General features: G+C 59.2%; 13 protein-coding genes. 9 read left to right on the plus strand and 4 right to left on the minus strand.

The window, feature by feature from the left end; translation table 11 throughout:
• Positions 1-19: 19 nt before the first annotated feature.
• A complete protein-coding gene (locus NLK58_RS11150) occupies positions 20-859 on the plus strand; it encodes an ABC transporter substrate-binding protein (protein WP_117618612.1) in 840 nt (279 codons plus the stop codon).
• On the opposite strand, the gene NLK58_RS11155 is transcribed toward NLK58_RS11150, so the two are convergent.
• Complete coding sequence (locus NLK58_RS11155; RefSeq protein ID WP_227539258.1) at positions 835-1809, minus strand: META domain-containing protein; 975 nt, start codon at positions 1807-1809, stop codon at positions 835-837. The genes NLK58_RS11150 and NLK58_RS11155 overlap by 25 nt on opposite strands.
• 144 nt (positions 1810-1953) lie before the next feature.
• On the opposite strand from NLK58_RS11155, the gene NLK58_RS11160 reads away from it, so the two are divergent.
• The 5 genes from NLK58_RS11160 to modC all read left to right on the plus strand — a co-directional run bounded on the left by NLK58_RS11160 (position 1954) and on the right by modC (position 6367).
• Positions 1954-2691 (plus strand): glutathione S-transferase family protein, encoded by a 738-nt coding sequence (locus NLK58_RS11160; protein WP_117618614.1) that lies wholly within the window; start codon positions 1954-1956, stop codon positions 2689-2691.
• Between the two features lie 220 nt (positions 2692-2911).
• Positions 2912-3844, plus strand: a complete 933-nt coding sequence (locus NLK58_RS11165) for an alpha/beta hydrolase (RefSeq protein ID WP_117618615.1) — start codon at positions 2912-2914, stop codon at positions 3842-3844.
• On the plus strand, positions 3778-4587 hold the full coding sequence (modA, locus tag NLK58_RS11170) for a molybdate ABC transporter substrate-binding protein (protein ID WP_117618616.1): 810 nt from the start codon (positions 3778-3780) through the stop codon (positions 4585-4587). The genes NLK58_RS11165 and modA overlap by 67 nt, the downstream gene beginning before the upstream one ends.
• Positions 4588-4619: 32 nt before the next feature.
• The gene (gene modB, locus NLK58_RS11175) at positions 4620-5297 is read left to right on the plus strand and encodes a molybdate ABC transporter permease subunit (protein WP_117618617.1); all 678 of its coding nucleotides are present in this window, start codon (positions 4620-4622) and stop codon (positions 5295-5297) included.
• Positions 5294-6367, plus strand: a complete 1074-nt coding sequence (gene modC / locus NLK58_RS11180; RefSeq protein ID WP_341580774.1) for a molybdenum ABC transporter ATP-binding protein — start codon at positions 5294-5296, stop codon at positions 6365-6367. Before modB ends, modC begins: the two co-directional genes overlap by 4 nt.
• A 23-nt stretch (positions 6368-6390) precedes the next feature.
• On the opposite strand, the gene crp is transcribed toward modC, so the two are convergent.
• Positions 6391-7032 carry a cAMP-activated global transcriptional regulator CRP gene (gene crp / locus NLK58_RS11185; RefSeq protein WP_007153756.1) on the minus strand — a complete coding sequence of 214 codons (642 nt, stop codon included), beginning with the start codon at positions 7030-7032 and terminating at the stop codon, positions 6391-6393.
• Positions 7033-7296: 264 nt separating this feature from the next.
• Here crp and NLK58_RS11190 point away from each other — a divergent pair, with 264 nt between their 5' ends.
• The 3 genes from NLK58_RS11190 to NLK58_RS11200 all read left to right on the plus strand — a co-directional run bounded on the left by NLK58_RS11190 (position 7297) and on the right by NLK58_RS11200 (position 9756).
• Positions 7297-7719, plus strand: coding sequence for an OsmC family protein (locus tag NLK58_RS11190; protein ID WP_117618619.1), 423 nt, complete (start codon positions 7297-7299; stop codon positions 7717-7719).
• A gap of 260 nt (positions 7720-7979) precedes the next feature.
• Entirely contained in the window at positions 7980-8774 is a 795-nt protein-coding gene (speD, locus tag NLK58_RS11195; RefSeq protein ID WP_117618620.1) for an adenosylmethionine decarboxylase, read from the plus strand.
• Between the two features lie 136 nt (positions 8775-8910).
• Positions 8911-9756: a pirin family protein gene (locus NLK58_RS11200; RefSeq protein WP_117618621.1), complete on the plus strand. Its 846-nt coding sequence runs from the start codon at positions 8911-8913 to the stop codon at positions 9754-9756.
• Between the two features lie 13 nt (positions 9757-9769).
• Here the strand turns inward: NLK58_RS11200 and NLK58_RS11205 are convergent, their stop codons facing one another.
• The gene (locus tag NLK58_RS11205) at positions 9770-10636 is read right to left on the minus strand and encodes a phosphoribulokinase (protein ID WP_117618622.1); all 867 of its coding nucleotides are present in this window, start codon (positions 10634-10636) and stop codon (positions 9770-9772) included.
• 18 nt (positions 10637-10654) lie between these two features.
• Complete coding sequence (locus tag NLK58_RS11210; protein WP_341580775.1) at positions 10655-14419, minus strand: DUF1631 family protein; 3765 nt, start codon at positions 14417-14419, stop codon at positions 10655-10657.
• Between the last annotated feature and the right edge of the window lie 93 nt (positions 14420-14512).

Genomic DNA, 14512 nt, shown 5'->3' on the forward strand with positions numbered 1-14512 from the left:
GCACACCGGCTTTCCAACCATGTCAAGAGCCCTGGTTCTGTGTTTTACGCTCATCCTGGTCGCCTGCTCACAGTCAGAGGACCCATCAACACTGGTTCCGGAAGTGGCTGCAAAGGCGAGTGAAACTTCCCCGGCGGCCCGCGCAACGCAACCCCGCCAGAAGATCATTATTGGCGCAGATCCGTGGTGCCCCCACAACTGTGAAGCCGGCTCAGACCGTGAGGGTTACATGGTTGATATCGCCAGGGAAGTCTTTGCGCTGGCCGGAGTCGATGTCGAGTACGTCAATATGAGCTGGGCCCGGGCGATTCAGCAGGCCCGTGACGGGTACATTGATGGTGTTGTCGGGGCCTTACACGGCGATGTACCGGATTTTGTCTTCCCGGAGGAGGCTACCGGCCACACGGCGACGGCCCTGTATACCCATCCGGATAACGCCTGGAATTACAGAGGCACAGACTCTCTCAGCGATCTGACCCTGCTGGCCATCAACGGCTATTCCTATTCACCCGAGCTTGATGCCTACATTGCAGAACATCAGGATGATCCCGGAAAGGTCTGGATACTGTCCGGACCGGCTCCCCTCAGCCGGGCAATCGAATTACTGGACAAACACCGTTCGGATGTTTTCCCGGAAGACCGCGAGGTCATGGAGTTGGCACTGCAGCAGCAGGGGAACCCTATAGCCCTGCGGATGACTGATGTGATACACCAAGCCCCGATCTACATCGCGTTCTCTCCGGGGAACCAGGACTCAGAAGAGCTCAGTGACCTTCTTTCAGAAGGGACACGAGCCCTGAAGAAATCCGGGCGGATAGAGCAGATTATGGCCCGCTACGGGCTTACATGGCCGGAGTGAAAAGCCCGAATCGTATCGCCTTCCGGCGTGGACAGACGCAACTCCCCTTTTCGCCCGATTTTCGCTGAGGCGACTCTCCCCAGCAGATTGAGAAAACGATCCTCCTGTCGCATCAGAACGGGCGCACACGCCATCCGGGTTATCGCCATCGGTCCGAAGGCAATCCCTTCACCGCCAAGCTTGTAGCTGCCTGTGTAGCGGTTACACGAGGACCGGCCGGCAATCCGGTTATCCTCAAGAAACTCGATCGTGATTTGCGAACGATCAATGATTCCGCTGCCCGCGAGATTCTCCACGACCCATTCAGCACCTCTGAACAGGCGTTGCGGATCGCCACCACAGCCACTGAACTCCCCGCCATTGACGGCGAGGCGCACCTGCGCCGGATACTGGGCGCCCGACATGCTGTCCTCACAGAGCTGCTGGGCAACGGTCAGAGTAATTGACAGATCATCCAGCGTTGCAACAAATTCCCGGCCGTGCCGGTTGGCGGTCTGCAGCGCCACCGGAATGCGTCGGGTCCTTTCCTCTTCGTAGGGCCTCGTCAGCAAAAGCTCCTGACCCTCAATCGTCACATGCCAGAAAGGTTCGTTGCCCCTGGCCTCGAAAGGCATCTCCAGGCCACCCGGAGGCAGACATTCGGGATAGGTCTGCCCCTGTATGGTCAGGGTTGCTCTCTCACCCTTGTTCCAGAAACGGGTCGTTTCATCTCCCGGAGCAACATACAGAGCACCGGATGCACTCTCCGCTGGCTTCAGCAAAATGCGCCGATCGAGATAGTCTACGCTGATCAGCTTGCTATCCTCAGTGCCGGATACCCCGATCTCGAGCTGCCCGCACGAGTAAACCCCGGAAGCACGCTTACTGCCTTCGGGCAAGGAAGAGCAGGCAGTGGCGGCAAGTCCGGAGGCAGTGACGACAGACAGCATCAAAACTCGTCCTGAGTACATGGTCAGTTCCCTTGAAGACATGAATACAGACGCACAGTTTAAAACCCAACGGTCGCGAAGGCCAACGCCAAGGAATCGCGAGGCAGGGCTTCTTATACGGCGCCGCCGACATTATGCTAAAGGGCCGGATTCAGGAGACAACCCATGGCGCTGAAACTCTACCAATTTGCCATTTCCCATTACTGCGAGAAAATCCGCTGGGCCCTCGATTTTAAAGGGCTCAACTATGAAACCGTCAACCTGCTGCCCGGCCAGCATATAAAAACCGTACGAACACTGACGGGCAAGGCGTCGTCAGTTCCGGTGCTCGACCACGATGGGCAGATCGTTCAGGGCTCGGCCCGGATTCTGGACTATCTCGATGAGACCTTTCCTGAACGGTCGCTAACGCCGGATGATCCGGAATTGCGGAAGCAGGCGCTGGCCTGGGAGCATCGGCTGGATGAAGAGGCCGGGCCCGCCATTCGCTGTTACTCCTACCACCACTTTCTCCAGCGCCCGAAAATCGTTGTGCCCATGCTGGCCGCCGGTACACCGTTCTATAACCGGATACTGCTGAGCCTGACCTTCAGCCGGGTTGACGAAGTCATGCGCCAATGGATGAAGATCAACGAGAAAACCGCTGGGAAGTCCCGGCAGGTCATGGAGGGTCTGCTCAACGAACTGGCCGGCATATACAGCCAACAGGCGTTTCTGGTCGGCGACCGTTTTTCCCGGGCCGATCTGACCGCCGCAGCGCTGTTTGCACCCCTGTTCCAGCCCCCGGAATACCCGGTGCCCTGGCCCAAACCGGGGCGTATTCCGAAAGACATCAAAGCCTGGCTGGACCAGTGGCAACCTCAACTCCAGACACTGGAGAAAATTTACGCTGGTAACCGTTAAGGCAAACTGGCACTGGATGAACGGAGAGCCCCGGAGTACGGCATTACCCGACCGGTGCATTCCACTAACCTGATTGTGCTCTGGACTCACGAATACGTGGACCTGTTCCGCGACATGGCACAGCCAGGCAGATTATTGTCTCACCTCCAGCATTTATGGAAACCGCCGGAGTGGCAACGCCCGGCAACGTACAGGAATAACAAGGACCCGGGAAGGCACGATGAACAAACTCCCACTAAAGCTGAACGCAGCTGACGGCCACATTGTTTCCGGCACTGTGTTTTCCCCTGGCCATCCCCGGGCAGTCCTGGTTATCTCCCACGGTATGGCGGAGCATGCCGGCCGATATGCCGGTTTCGCCGAGTGGCTGTGCCATCACGGCATCGCCGTTGTTAGCTTTGATCACCGCGGCCACGGCCCAACCTGCACACCTGAGCAGCTGGGTCATTACAGCGATCAGAATGGCTGGCCCAAAGTCGTCGAAGACCTGCACCAGATAATCCGCTTTGCCCGGGACCAATATCCGGGCAAGCCCCTGATCCTGTTCGGCCACAGCATGGGCTCGTTCATCGCCCAGAGTTGCGTCCAGCGCCATGGCGACGCAGTGGACACCCTGATCCTCAGCGCCACCAACCGCATTCACCGCCCCGGGCTTCTGGCCTCAGGATTCCTGATCGGCCTGATCAGGCTGTTTCGCGGCCGACGCCATCGCAGCGCGACCATTGCCAGGATGACCTTCGGTAAGTTCAATAAACAGTTCCGCCCCAACCGCACGGACTGCGACTGGCTGAGCCGCGACCCGGAGCAAGTGGACAAATACCTGGCCGATCCGCTTTGCGGGTTCGAATGCACGACGGGGCTGTGGCATGATTTCGTTGAGGGTATGCTGTCCATCAACCCGGCGCTGTGGCGCAAAGACCTGCCGGTTCATCTGTTTGCGGGCACGGAAGATCCGGTCGGAGAAATGGGCCAGGGCATCCGGCACCACTTTCAGGCCATTCGCGAGGCAGGCGTTGAAACGGTCACACTCCGGCTGTTCGAGGGTGGCCGTCATGAAATGCTCAATGAAACCAACTCAGGGGAAGTATGGCAGCATATTTTGCAGTGCACTCCGGTCAACACCCGCTACTCAGAGGCCTCTGTGCCGGCCTGATCGCCCTCTCGCTCACAATGGCATCCGCAGGCAGCCAGGCAGCGATGGTCACCGCCGCGGTCGCGGCCAATTTTACCGGCACCATGGAGAAACTGATCCCCCGGTTTGAGCAACAGACCGGGCACAGGGTCCGTGCGAGCTATGGCTCAACCGGCAAGCTTTATGCTCAGGTTCGTCACGGCGCGCCGTTCGATGTTTTCCTTGCTGCCGACCAGGCCCGGCCGGAACGCCTGGAACGTGAAGGCGACGGCGTTGCGGGCACGCGCTTCACCTACGCCAGAGGGCGGCTGGTGCTCTGGAGCCGGGAAGACAATCTTTTCTCTGACCCGGAATCGTTCCTGGCCTCGGCATCTGGCCCCCGGATCGCTATTGGTAACCCCAGGACAGCCCCCTACGGCATAGCCGCAATGGAAGTGTTCGATCACCTGAATCTGTCAGAAGCCGTCCGGCCCAGGCTGGTCAGTGGCGACTCCATCGCACAGACCTTTCAGTTCGTGGCAACCGGCAACGCCGGCGCCGGCTTTGTGGCGCTGGCGCAGGTCCGTGCATGGAACAAGCCGGGAGGGTCAGTTTGGCTGGTGCCTCAGTCCCTCCACAGCCCGATTACCCAACAGGCTCAGCTACTCAAGCGTGGCAAAGACAATGCGGGAGCGGCCGCCTTTCTTGCGTTCCTCCAGAGCAAAGAGGCCCGGGCAATTATTGAAAAAGACGGCTACGATACGGAACCCATGCCGACAGACTGAGTCGGCCACCCGATTCACCGAACGGAGCATCCATGAGCCCGGAATGGCAGGCCGTCTGGCTGACCCTGAAACTTGCCGGCATCACCACCGCCTTGTTGCTCATAATCGGCACGCCCATTGCCTGGTGGCTCGCCCGCAGCCGTCACTGGTCGCGCCAGCCGATCGCAGCCCTTGTGGCCCTGCCACTGGTTTTGCCGCCGACGGTGCTTGGCTTTTATCTGCTGATACTGCTGGGCCCCGACGGCGCTATTGGTCAGCTGACGGAGAGCCTGGGCATTGGTCTGCTGCCGTTTACCTTCGAAGGCCTGGTGGTGGCTTCAGTCATCTATTCGCTGCCCTTCACCGTGCAGCCACTGCAGAATGCCTTCCTGACCATCAACGACAACCTGCTGGAAGTCGCGGCCACGCTCAGGGCCTCGCCCCGGGATCGCTTCTTCTCGGTGGTCATACCGCTGGCGCGCCCGGGCTTTCTGACGGCGGCCGTGCTCACCTTTGCCCACACCATTGGCGAATTTGGCGTGGTCCTTATGATTGGCGGCAACATTCCCGGTGAAACCAAAGTGCTCTCGGTTGCCATTTTCGACCATGTGGAAGCCCTGGAGTACACCCAGGCTCACTGGCTGTCCGCCGGCATGCTGTTGTTCTCCTTCGTGGTACTGGTCAGCCTTTACTCCCTGAACAACCGGCGGTACCCCGGGGTGGTCCGATGAGCCCCATCCAGGCCCGCTTCCAGTGCCGTTTGGAGAGCTTTCAGCTGTCTGTGGATCTGTCTTTGCCCGCCGGAGGGGTCACCGCCCTGTTTGGCCACTCCGGCTGCGGCAAGACCACCCTGTTGCGATGCATTGCCGGGCTACAGACCTCAGAGGGTTACCTGAATGTCGCGGGCGACTGCTGGCAGGACAGCTCGGGCTCCCGGCCCACGCACCTGCGTCCACTGGCCTATGTGTTCCAGGAAACCAGCCTGTTTCCCCACCTGTCTGTGCGCGGCAACCTGAACTATGGCTACCGGCGTATTCCTCCGGCTGAGCGCCGGATCCATTTCGATCAGGCGGTAAACTGGCTCGGGCTCACGCCTCTGCTGAACCGGATGCCGGCAAAACTTTCCGGCGGTGAACGCCAGCGGGTCGCCATTGCCCGGGCCCTGCTGACCAGCCCCCGGCTGCTGCTGATGGACGAGCCCCTGTCAGCGCTGGACCAGCCCAGCAAGCAGGAGATCATGCCTTATCTTGAGAACCTGCGGGGGAGCCTCGCCATTCCGGTGATCTATGTATCCCATTCAACCGCGGAAGTCGCACGCCTTGCAGATCACATCGTGATGATGGACAACGGCCGGGTCATCGCCGAAGGGCCGCTTCAGGAAACCCTGGCACGGACCGACCAGCCATTCGGCCTTGAAGCGGATGCCGGCGTGATTCTCAACGCAACCGTTGAGCAGGTTGAACCTGAGTGGCATCTATGCCGGGCGGGATTCGATGGTGGTGAGTTGTGGCTGCGCCTGCATGACGGGCTATCGCCAGGAAACCCGGTACGAGTGCAGGTTCTGGCGCGGGACATCAGTATCGCACTGGCGGCGCACCCGGATCAGAGCATTCAGAATCTGGTACCGGCAGTCATTGACGAAATTGCCCGGGAGGTAACACCGGGCACGTCGATGGTTCGTCTTCTGGCGGGGCAGACGCCTTTTCTGGCACGCCTGACAACCCGGTCACTGCATCAGTTAGATCTGGAGGCCGGAAGGAGCGTCTGGATGCAGATCAAGTCCGTGGCGATTGTCGACTGAATCACCACGAGACGCTGTTTGCCTTAGCGGGTTCCGTAAACCACCATGGTCTTGCCCTTGACCCGCACCAGCCCCTGATCTTCGAGGGTTTTCAGGACCCGACCGACCATCTCCCGGGAACAGCCAACAATGCGACCAATTTCCTGGCGGGTGATCTTGATCTGCATGCCATCCGGATGGGTCATGGCATCGGGTTCCTTGCACAGGTCGAGCAATGTCCTCGCCACACGGCCGGTGACATCCAGGAACGCCAGGTCACCCACCTTGCGAGTGGTCTGGCGCAGCCGGGAGGCCATCTGCTCGCCAATGAAGTACAGTACCCGGGGATCCTGCTGGGCAATCTCCCGGAACTTGGTATAGCTGATTTCGGCCACTTCGCATTCGGTCTTGGCCTTCACCCAGGCACTGCGGGAATCCATGTTGTCGAACAAGCCCATCTCACCGAAAAAATCACCGGCGTTAAGATAGGCCATGATCATCTCGCGGCCGTCGTCATCTTCAATGATAACGGTTACCGAGCCTTTGACGATGTAAAACAGGGAGTCACTCTTGTCCCCGGCGTAAATGATCGTACTCTTGGCTGGATAGCGCCGACGATGGCACTGTGACAGGAAGTAATCCAGATGCTTGGTTTTCTGCTCAACCGGCTTGACGATAGTGGCCATAATGCGAGTCGTGCCTCCTCAGATACTGGCGGGTCCCATTGTTTGTTATTCACCCGGCTTTCCGTGCCGGTTCGTTCTTTTTTCTTGCAAAACTGCGCAACTTATAACAAGAAGGCCTGTTGCGGGCAACCGGAAAGAGTATACAACATGTATCCGGGCCCGGCTGCTCCCTCTCGCGGGTTGTGCTAGCATCCGGCCTCATAGGATCGACATCAGCGCTGCGTGTAACACCGGCCAACTGCAATCACAACGGAGAAACACCCCATGAAAGCAACTGTCGACTGGACCGGCAACGCCAGTTTCAAAGTTACCAGTGGCAGTGGCCACAGTGTTCAGCTCGATGGCCCGCCCGATCATGGTGGCCAGAATCTGGGCCCCCGCCCGATGGAGATGCTGCTGATGGGGCTGGGTGGCTGCTCGTCCTTCGATGTCATGAGCATTCTCAACAAAAGCCGACAGGACGTGACGGCCTGCCATGCCGAGCTCGAAGCGGAGCGGGCCGATGCAGTTCCCGCGGTCTTCACCCGGATTCACCTGCACTTCGTGGTCACCGGTAGCCAGTTGAAGGAAAACCTGGTCAAGCGGGCAGTCAGCCTCTCGGCCGAGAAGTATTGCTCGGCGTCCATCATGCTCGAAAAGGCCGGTGTTGCAATTACCCACAGTTACGAAATCCGCGAGGCCCAATAGCCCGGCAGGCCGGAGCCCCGGAAATCCGGCTCAGGGTCCTCTACGGCCCATTCTCCGCAGGCCGGATGCATGGGAAGTTACGGATGCTAAAATGTCATTGCACATACTATTCAACGCCACTTGCGGTGTGCATAATACGCACCCTCTCCGCCGGTCTGCGCAAAAGGTGAACAACCCGGTCAGTAGTCGGTGGCGGCCTCGGCAGAGCATCTAACAGCAGCTCTGCAGTCATTCATCTCCACGATCCGGAGGGGCTGAGCATGGAATCAAAACTCCAGCTGCACGGTTTTAACAACCTGACCAAATCCCTGAGCTTTAACATCTACGACATCTGTTATGCGCAGACCGAAGAACAACGTGAAGCGTACATCGACTACATCGATGAAATGTATAACGCCGAGCGCCTTACCCAGATCCTGTCTGACGTGGTCAAGATCATCGGTGCCAATATCCTCAATATTGCACGCCAGGATTATGAGCCTCACGGCGCGTCGGTTACCATGCTGATCGCCGAGCATGAACTCACCGGTGGCGAAGAGCCCGACAACGAAGAATCTCCGGGCCCGCTGCCGGATACCATTGTGGCGCACCTGGACAAGAGCCATGTCACTGTTCACACCTACCCGGAAAGCCATCCCCACGATGGCGTAAGCACGTTCCGGGCAGACATCGACGTGTCCACCTGCGGCCTGATTTCGCCGCTAAAGGTGCTGAACTACCTGATCCACAGCTTTGATTCCGATGTGGTCACCGTGGATTACCGTGTCCGCGGCTTCACCCGCGACGTGGACGGCACCAAACACTACATCGATCACGACATCAACTCGATCCAGAACTATCTGACCGAAGATACCCAGAATGCGTATCAGATGATCGATGTGAATGTGTACCAGGAAAACCTGTTCCACACCAAGATGATGCTGAAGAATTTCAACCTTGATAACTATGTGTTCGGTGTCAATGCCAGTGACCTTGAGCCACGGGAAGCCCAGTCCATTGAGGATCGCCTGCGCCGCGAAATGCTGGAGATTTTCTATTCCCGAAACGTGGAATAAGTGTTCACCGGTAGCGTCCTGAACAGGGCGCCACCGGTCCTTCAGTTTTTTTGATGTCACCCGCCAGATTTCTGCGTTTTATACTCGCCTCTCCTCCCGATTAAATAGTCACCAGGGCAAACGAGAGGAGGACACCATGACCCTGCGCTCCCTGAAACAGATTATTCCCGCACTGGAAACATCCGACGGTGCCGGTGTGCGTATCAAACGCTCCATTGGCCAGCGGCAAAATGTTCGCCTGGACCCTTTCCTGATGCTGGACGAGTTCGGCTCAGCCGAGGCGGCAGACTACATTGCCGGCTTTCCGTCCCATCCCCATCGCGGATTTGAGACCGTGACCTACATGATTGAGGGGCACATGCTCCACGAGGATCATCTCGGTAACCGTGGCAATCTGCACAACGGCGGCGTGCAGTGGATGACCGCTGGCCGTGGCATTATTCATTCGGAGATGCCCCAGCAGGAGCAAGGCGTGATGCGCGGCTTCCAGCTCTGGCTGAACCTGCCCGCCGCGGAAAAGATGACCGAGGCCGGTTACCGTGACATCCAGCCCGAAGAGATCCCGGAGATCGGCTTTGAAGGTGGCACGGTGAAGCTGATCGCCGGGGCAATGGTGGTCGATGGCCAATCCCATCGCGGGGCGATGCCCGACCGCAGCACCCAACCGGTGTACGCTGACATTCACCTGGCTTCCGGCGGCAGCCTTACCCTGCCGGTTCCGGAGACTCACAACGGCATGCTGTACCTGTACGAGGGGGACGCCCGTCTCGGTGACGCGGACCTGCAGCGCAGTGCCGCCAACATCCTCGGTGACGGGGACGGGATCCATCTCCATGCCGGAACCGCGGGTGCACGCCTGCTACTGATTGCCGGCAAGCCCATCGGTGAGCCAGTGGTTCAGTATGGTCCGTTCGTGATGAACACCCGGGAAGAAATTGAGCAGGCGCTTCGTGATTACCGGGATGGCCGCCTGACCGCTTAACAGCCGCCGGCGCTCAGGCGAACGGCTTTCGGGCCATCAGCCGCTGGACCATAGGCCTGACAATCAGGTCCATGGCCAGCGGCATTTTTGTGCCCGGAATCACCAGAGTATCGTGGCGTGACAGGCTACTGCCGGAAATCACCTGCAGCAGATACGGAAACTCAACTTCCGAGGGATCCCGGAACCGGATCACCAACATGCTCTCATCTTCGGTGGGTACGTCCCGGACCACGAAGGGATTGGAAGTATCCACCAGCGGAATGCGCTGGAAGTTGATATGGGTGTGGGAAAACTGTGGCACGATGTCGTGAACGTAATCGTCCATGCGGTTGATGATGGTCTCCACAACCGCGTCCTGACTGTATCCGCGCTTATGGGTGTCCCGGTGGATCTTCTGGATCCACTCGAGATTGACGATGGGCACCACCCCGATCAGCAGGTCCACATACTGGGCAATGTTGCAGGTTTCGCTGACCACGCCGCCATGCAGGCCCTCATAAAACAACAGGTCCGTATCCGCAGGTAATGGCCCCCAGGGCGTAAAGGTTCCGGGTTTGTGGCCGGCCGCCACCAGTTTGCGGTCTTCATCGTGCACATACTGTCGGTAACGACCATTACCGGTGTGACCGTAGTCGTAGAACAGCGCTTCCAGCTTGTCGATGTGATTGGCCGCAAGGGCAAAGTGGTTCCGCTCGCCAAACTGCCCCTTGGCCGCCAGCCGGGCCATCTGCTCCCGGTTGTAGCGGTGAAAGCTGTCACCACTGACCATGGCCGCATTCAGGCCTTCACTGGCAAACATCCGGCTGAAAATCTGGCCGGTGGTGGTGGTACCTGCCCCGGATGAGCCGGTAACAGCGATAATCGGGTGGCGTTTTGACATAGGGGCAGCCTGCCGGAATCAGGTGAGGCTGTCGAGCAAACGGGGCTTTTCGACCACAAAGCCCTGGGCGTAATCCACACCCAACTGACGGAGCATATCCAGTACATCCCGCGATTCGACCCGGGAAGCGATCACCTCCCGCTTCATGTAATGGGCCATATCCACCATAGAGCGTACCATCGCGCGGTCGGTTTCGCTGGTCGACAGCTGGCCGGTAAAGGCATTGTCAATCTTGATCAAATCCACCGGCAATGAACGCATGAACTCGAAGGAACTGGGGCCACTGCCAAAGTTACCGAGGCAGAACCGGCATCCGAGTTCCTTCATTTCCAGGATGAAATCCGCCACCGACTGGACATCGTTAATGGCGGAGGCCTCGGTGAGCTCAAACCAGAGCCGCTCGATAGGAGCATCCTTCTCGCTCAGCTTCTCATAGATAAACTCCAGCAGTGTCTGATCATTCAGGGAGTAGCCGGAAAGGTTGATACACACACCGCCAAAATGCCGCGGGTCCGGGGCCTTCTCCCTGAGCCAGTCGAGCATGTGTCCGACTACCCAGCGGTCCACCGCCTGCATGCGGTCGTAACGCTCGGCCATACGGACAAAGTCCCGGCCGGTAATCAGGTTGCCCTCGTCATCGTACATGCTGATCAGCACTTCGTACTGGGCCGCCATGGATGCATTAGCGTGCAGGGGTATGATTTTCTGGCATCGCAACAGCATGCGCTCTTCATTCAGATTACTGAGGCTGGCCACCTTGGCGGCAATCTGCTCCTGGCGGGCCTGGTCTTCGGCGCCCAGGGCATATTCCGAAACCTTGCCATGGCCCTGCTGCCGGGACCCGGCCAACGCCTGTTCCGAGGCCCGTAACCAGCGTTCGGCACTCACCAGCGCCGGCAGCGTAGGCACCACACCGATATTGGCGGAAAGCCGGTAAACCCGGCCGCCGAAGGTAAACTCGGCTTCCTCGATAGCCTGAATGAGGTTTTCCGCCGCCTCGCTGGCACTTTCCGAGGGCACCAGCATGGCAAACTCGTTCCCTGCAAGCCGGGCCACGGGCATGCCGTCGCCCACATGGCTGCGAAGAAGGTCAGCGACCCGTTTCAGGGTTTCATCACCGGCCTGGTAGCCCGCCGTGTCGTTAAGCAGACGGAAACGGCGAAGATCCAGCCGCACCAGGGACCGCTCATCTTCCCTTCTGGCCAGCTGCTGATCCAGCATGCGTTCGAATTCACGGCGGCCCAGAAGCCTCGTCAGCTCATCGTGGGTGGAGGCCCATGACAGCTGGTCATAAACCTTGCGCACCATCCGGTCGATAGTCTCATCCACCAGGGGCCGCTCATACTGGCTGTCCGGCACAATGATGCCTTTGCGCATATGCCGGGCCAAAGCGTCAAGCTCCAGTTCCACCACCCGCATACCCTGGTGATTCACAAACACAAAACGACTGAATCCGCGGGCAATCCAGACCAGCCGGATATACTGCGGTTCCTCCGGTTTTTCCTGATCCCGGAGCCAGTCCCCTGTGCGCAGTTGCTGGGCACGGTTGATCCAGCGCTGCAGGCTGCGTTGTTCGCGGTCAGATAATTTCCTGGTATCGCTCTGGTCCGGCTTTGCCGGCGGGATCTCCACCAGCTCGGGCGATTTATCCGGGCTGCGAACCAGAAACTGCTTGAGCTCGTCCCGGATCTGGGAGGACGGCATGTGATTGCTGGAAATGGAGGCGAGACCGTCCTGGATCACCCGCAACAGCTCTGGCAGATTGATGGCGCTGTTGGGATCGGCGGCAAACGAAAGCAGGGAATCGATCACTGCCAGGTAATCCTGCCACAGCTGGCTGTCCGGGCCCTGACGAATCCAGGTCAGCGAGAGCAAATCCCGCCAGCCACCGTCCAGCAGACTCAGCACAGCCTTCGGCACCTTGCGCCCACCCAGCTTCTGATTCAGGACATCGGTCACGGCCTTCTTTGATTCGGCAACCTTCTGGGCGCCCTCTGCGGCGGCTGTCACCCGCTCGACATTTCTGCGATACACCAGATTCTGGCGGTCAATCAGGGTATCCAGCTCCTGAACGGTTTGCTCGAACACTCCGGTGTCCTGCTCGAAATCGGTGGTAATGCGGTGAACAAGCTCATCCACCCGACGCTGGACCACGGGATTAATCCGCCCCCCCTTGACCCCCAACTGGGCCAGACGATTCATTACGCCACGAACGGGGCTGTCCTGGTCGTCGAAAAACGCGGGATCCCGCATGACCACCTTGAGCACCGGCACTTCCAGTTGCCGCATACGCTGCTGGGCATAGTCACTGAGTTTGGGGCTTTCCACCACTGAACGGAAAAACCGGTCAACCACATCCAGTGTGCCCTGCTGCTCCTCGTTCAGCCGGTTATCACCACTTTCCCTGACCTTCTCGACAACCCGCTCCCTGAGCGGCGCCATATCGTCCCCGGAATCCAGCGGCTGTGCCTGCAGTTGCTGCAGTTCACGCTGCAGTTCTCCGGACGATAGCGGGCGGGCGTTGGGCTGGAATGGCACAGGTTCCGGATCACCCCGCGCCACACGGCTTGCGGTCAGCGTATTGAGCAGGTTCCGTACGGTCGCGAAGGCGGTTTGCGCCGCCTGGGCGTAGCCCCGGAAGTCGCCACCGGGCATACCGGGTTTGCGGCGGGCAGCGTTTTCGGAGGCAGCGGCCTTTTCCGGTTCCGGCTCCGGGGCAGTGGCCGGTTTTTCTTCCGCACGCGGCGGTGCCGGCCTGGCCTGCGCCGGTTTTTCATCGGACTTAACACCGCCCTGTTCGCTCAAGTACTTGCTCAGATCCAGATCCGGCAGGACTCCGTGACGAATCAGGATATTGTTCAGTTCCTTGTAAAGAGGCCCCAGCTGTTGCAGAACAGCCTGTTCAAAAACCCGCAGGCAGACTTTTTCTACCTCACGGGAGGCCTTGAGCTGGTTCAGCCCACTATGGAAAGCCTCACAAACCAGTGACGGCCCGAGGGGGTTGTGATGCCCGGTGGCGTTGGCAATACCCAGGTTGTCGAGGCGCAGCTTCAGCTGGAGCAGCTCGCCCCGATACTGGGTATCCGCCTTGGTGACCATCACCCGGATGGTCAGCCAGTCCTCGAATTCGCCCTTGTCTACCACTGACAGTTCTGAACCGGGAAAGCCTCTGGGCGCCGGTTTGAGGGGAGATTCCAGGCTACGCGCCATCTGGTGCCACATGACGCGCTGACGGGCCTGGATCTGGCCCGATGCGTCCATGTATTCATTGGCCTGCTGATCATTCGGGGCTTTCCGGGCAGCCTGCCTGAGCCCCGCGACCATTTGCACAAAACAGGCATCCATCAGCGGCTCAATAAACTGAATGACCGCTTTGGCAGACTGGTGCAAAACAAACTGGACCCTGTCACTGGGGGCATGCAGGGAGGAGCGGTCCTGATTCCGGGAGCTGCCGCATTGCTGCAGCATGGCATCCACGGCTTCCGGGTTTGGCCGGGTAAAGTTCACCCCCATCGCCCCATCAATACGCCGGACGATGGCGACGTGCAGCTCATGGCGGCGAGCACCATCCAGGCCGCGGAAACGCACGATCAACTCCAGTGGTGTACCGGACGCAAAGGCCCGGTCAAGCTTGCGAGAGGTTTCGTCGGAATAGCGAACAAACAGGCCTTCCGGACAGAAATCTGAAATCTGACACGGCCAGGCCTCACCGGTTCCCAGATCAATCTGGGCAGCAAGCTTGATGGGTTGGCGGGGGCTGCTACGACGTTCTCTTGGATCCATGAACTACCTGATATCTCGCTAAGCCGGAGTAATCGCCGGACCCACGGTCCGACACCGACTCACGTCCCTGAAACGGCGGCGGATGCCACCTGC

Source organism: Marinobacter metalliresistant, from assembly GCF_038098645.1.
Lineage (GTDB): Bacteria > Pseudomonadota > Gammaproteobacteria > Pseudomonadales > Oleiphilaceae > Marinobacter > Marinobacter metalliresistant.

What these genes read in the sequence shown, in the direction of transcription:
- NLK58_RS11150 (WP_117618612.1), top strand. Translation starts at nt 20, where the DNA reads ATGTCAAGAGCCCTGGTTCTGTGTTTTACGCTCATCCTGGTCGCCTGC.
- NLK58_RS11200 (WP_117618621.1), top strand. Translation starts at nt 8,911, where the DNA reads ATGACCCTGCGCTCCCTGAAACAGATTATTCCCGCACTGGAAACATCC.
- modA (WP_117618616.1), top strand. Translation starts at nt 3,778, where the DNA reads ATGGCAGCATATTTTGCAGTGCACTCCGGTCAACACCCGCTACTCAGA.
- speD (WP_117618620.1), top strand. Translation starts at nt 7,980, where the DNA reads ATGGAATCAAAACTCCAGCTGCACGGTTTTAACAACCTGACCAAATCC.
- NLK58_RS11190 (WP_117618619.1), top strand. Translation starts at nt 7,297, where the DNA reads ATGAAAGCAACTGTCGACTGGACCGGCAACGCCAGTTTCAAAGTTACC.
- NLK58_RS11165 (WP_117618615.1), top strand. Translation starts at nt 2,912, where the DNA reads ATGAACAAACTCCCACTAAAGCTGAACGCAGCTGACGGCCACATTGTT.
- NLK58_RS11160 (WP_117618614.1), top strand. Translation starts at nt 1,954, where the DNA reads ATGGCGCTGAAACTCTACCAATTTGCCATTTCCCATTACTGCGAGAAA.
- modC (WP_341580774.1), top strand. Translation starts at nt 5,294, where the DNA reads ATGAGCCCCATCCAGGCCCGCTTCCAGTGCCGTTTGGAGAGCTTTCAG.
- modB (WP_117618617.1), top strand. Translation starts at nt 4,620, where the DNA reads ATGAGCCCGGAATGGCAGGCCGTCTGGCTGACCCTGAAACTTGCCGGC.
- NLK58_RS11155 (WP_227539258.1), bottom strand. Translation starts at nt 1,809, where the DNA reads ATGTACTCAGGACGAGTTTTGATGCTGTCTGTCGTCACTGCCTCCGGA.
- NLK58_RS11210 (WP_341580775.1), bottom strand. Translation starts at nt 14,419, where the DNA reads ATGGATCCAAGAGAACGTCGTAGCAGCCCCCGCCAACCCATCAAGCTT.
- NLK58_RS11205 (WP_117618622.1), bottom strand. Translation starts at nt 10,636, where the DNA reads ATGTCAAAACGCCACCCGATTATCGCTGTTACCGGCTCATCCGGGGCA.
- crp (WP_007153756.1), bottom strand. Translation starts at nt 7,032, where the DNA reads ATGGCCACTATCGTCAAGCCGGTTGAGCAGAAAACCAAGCATCTGGAT.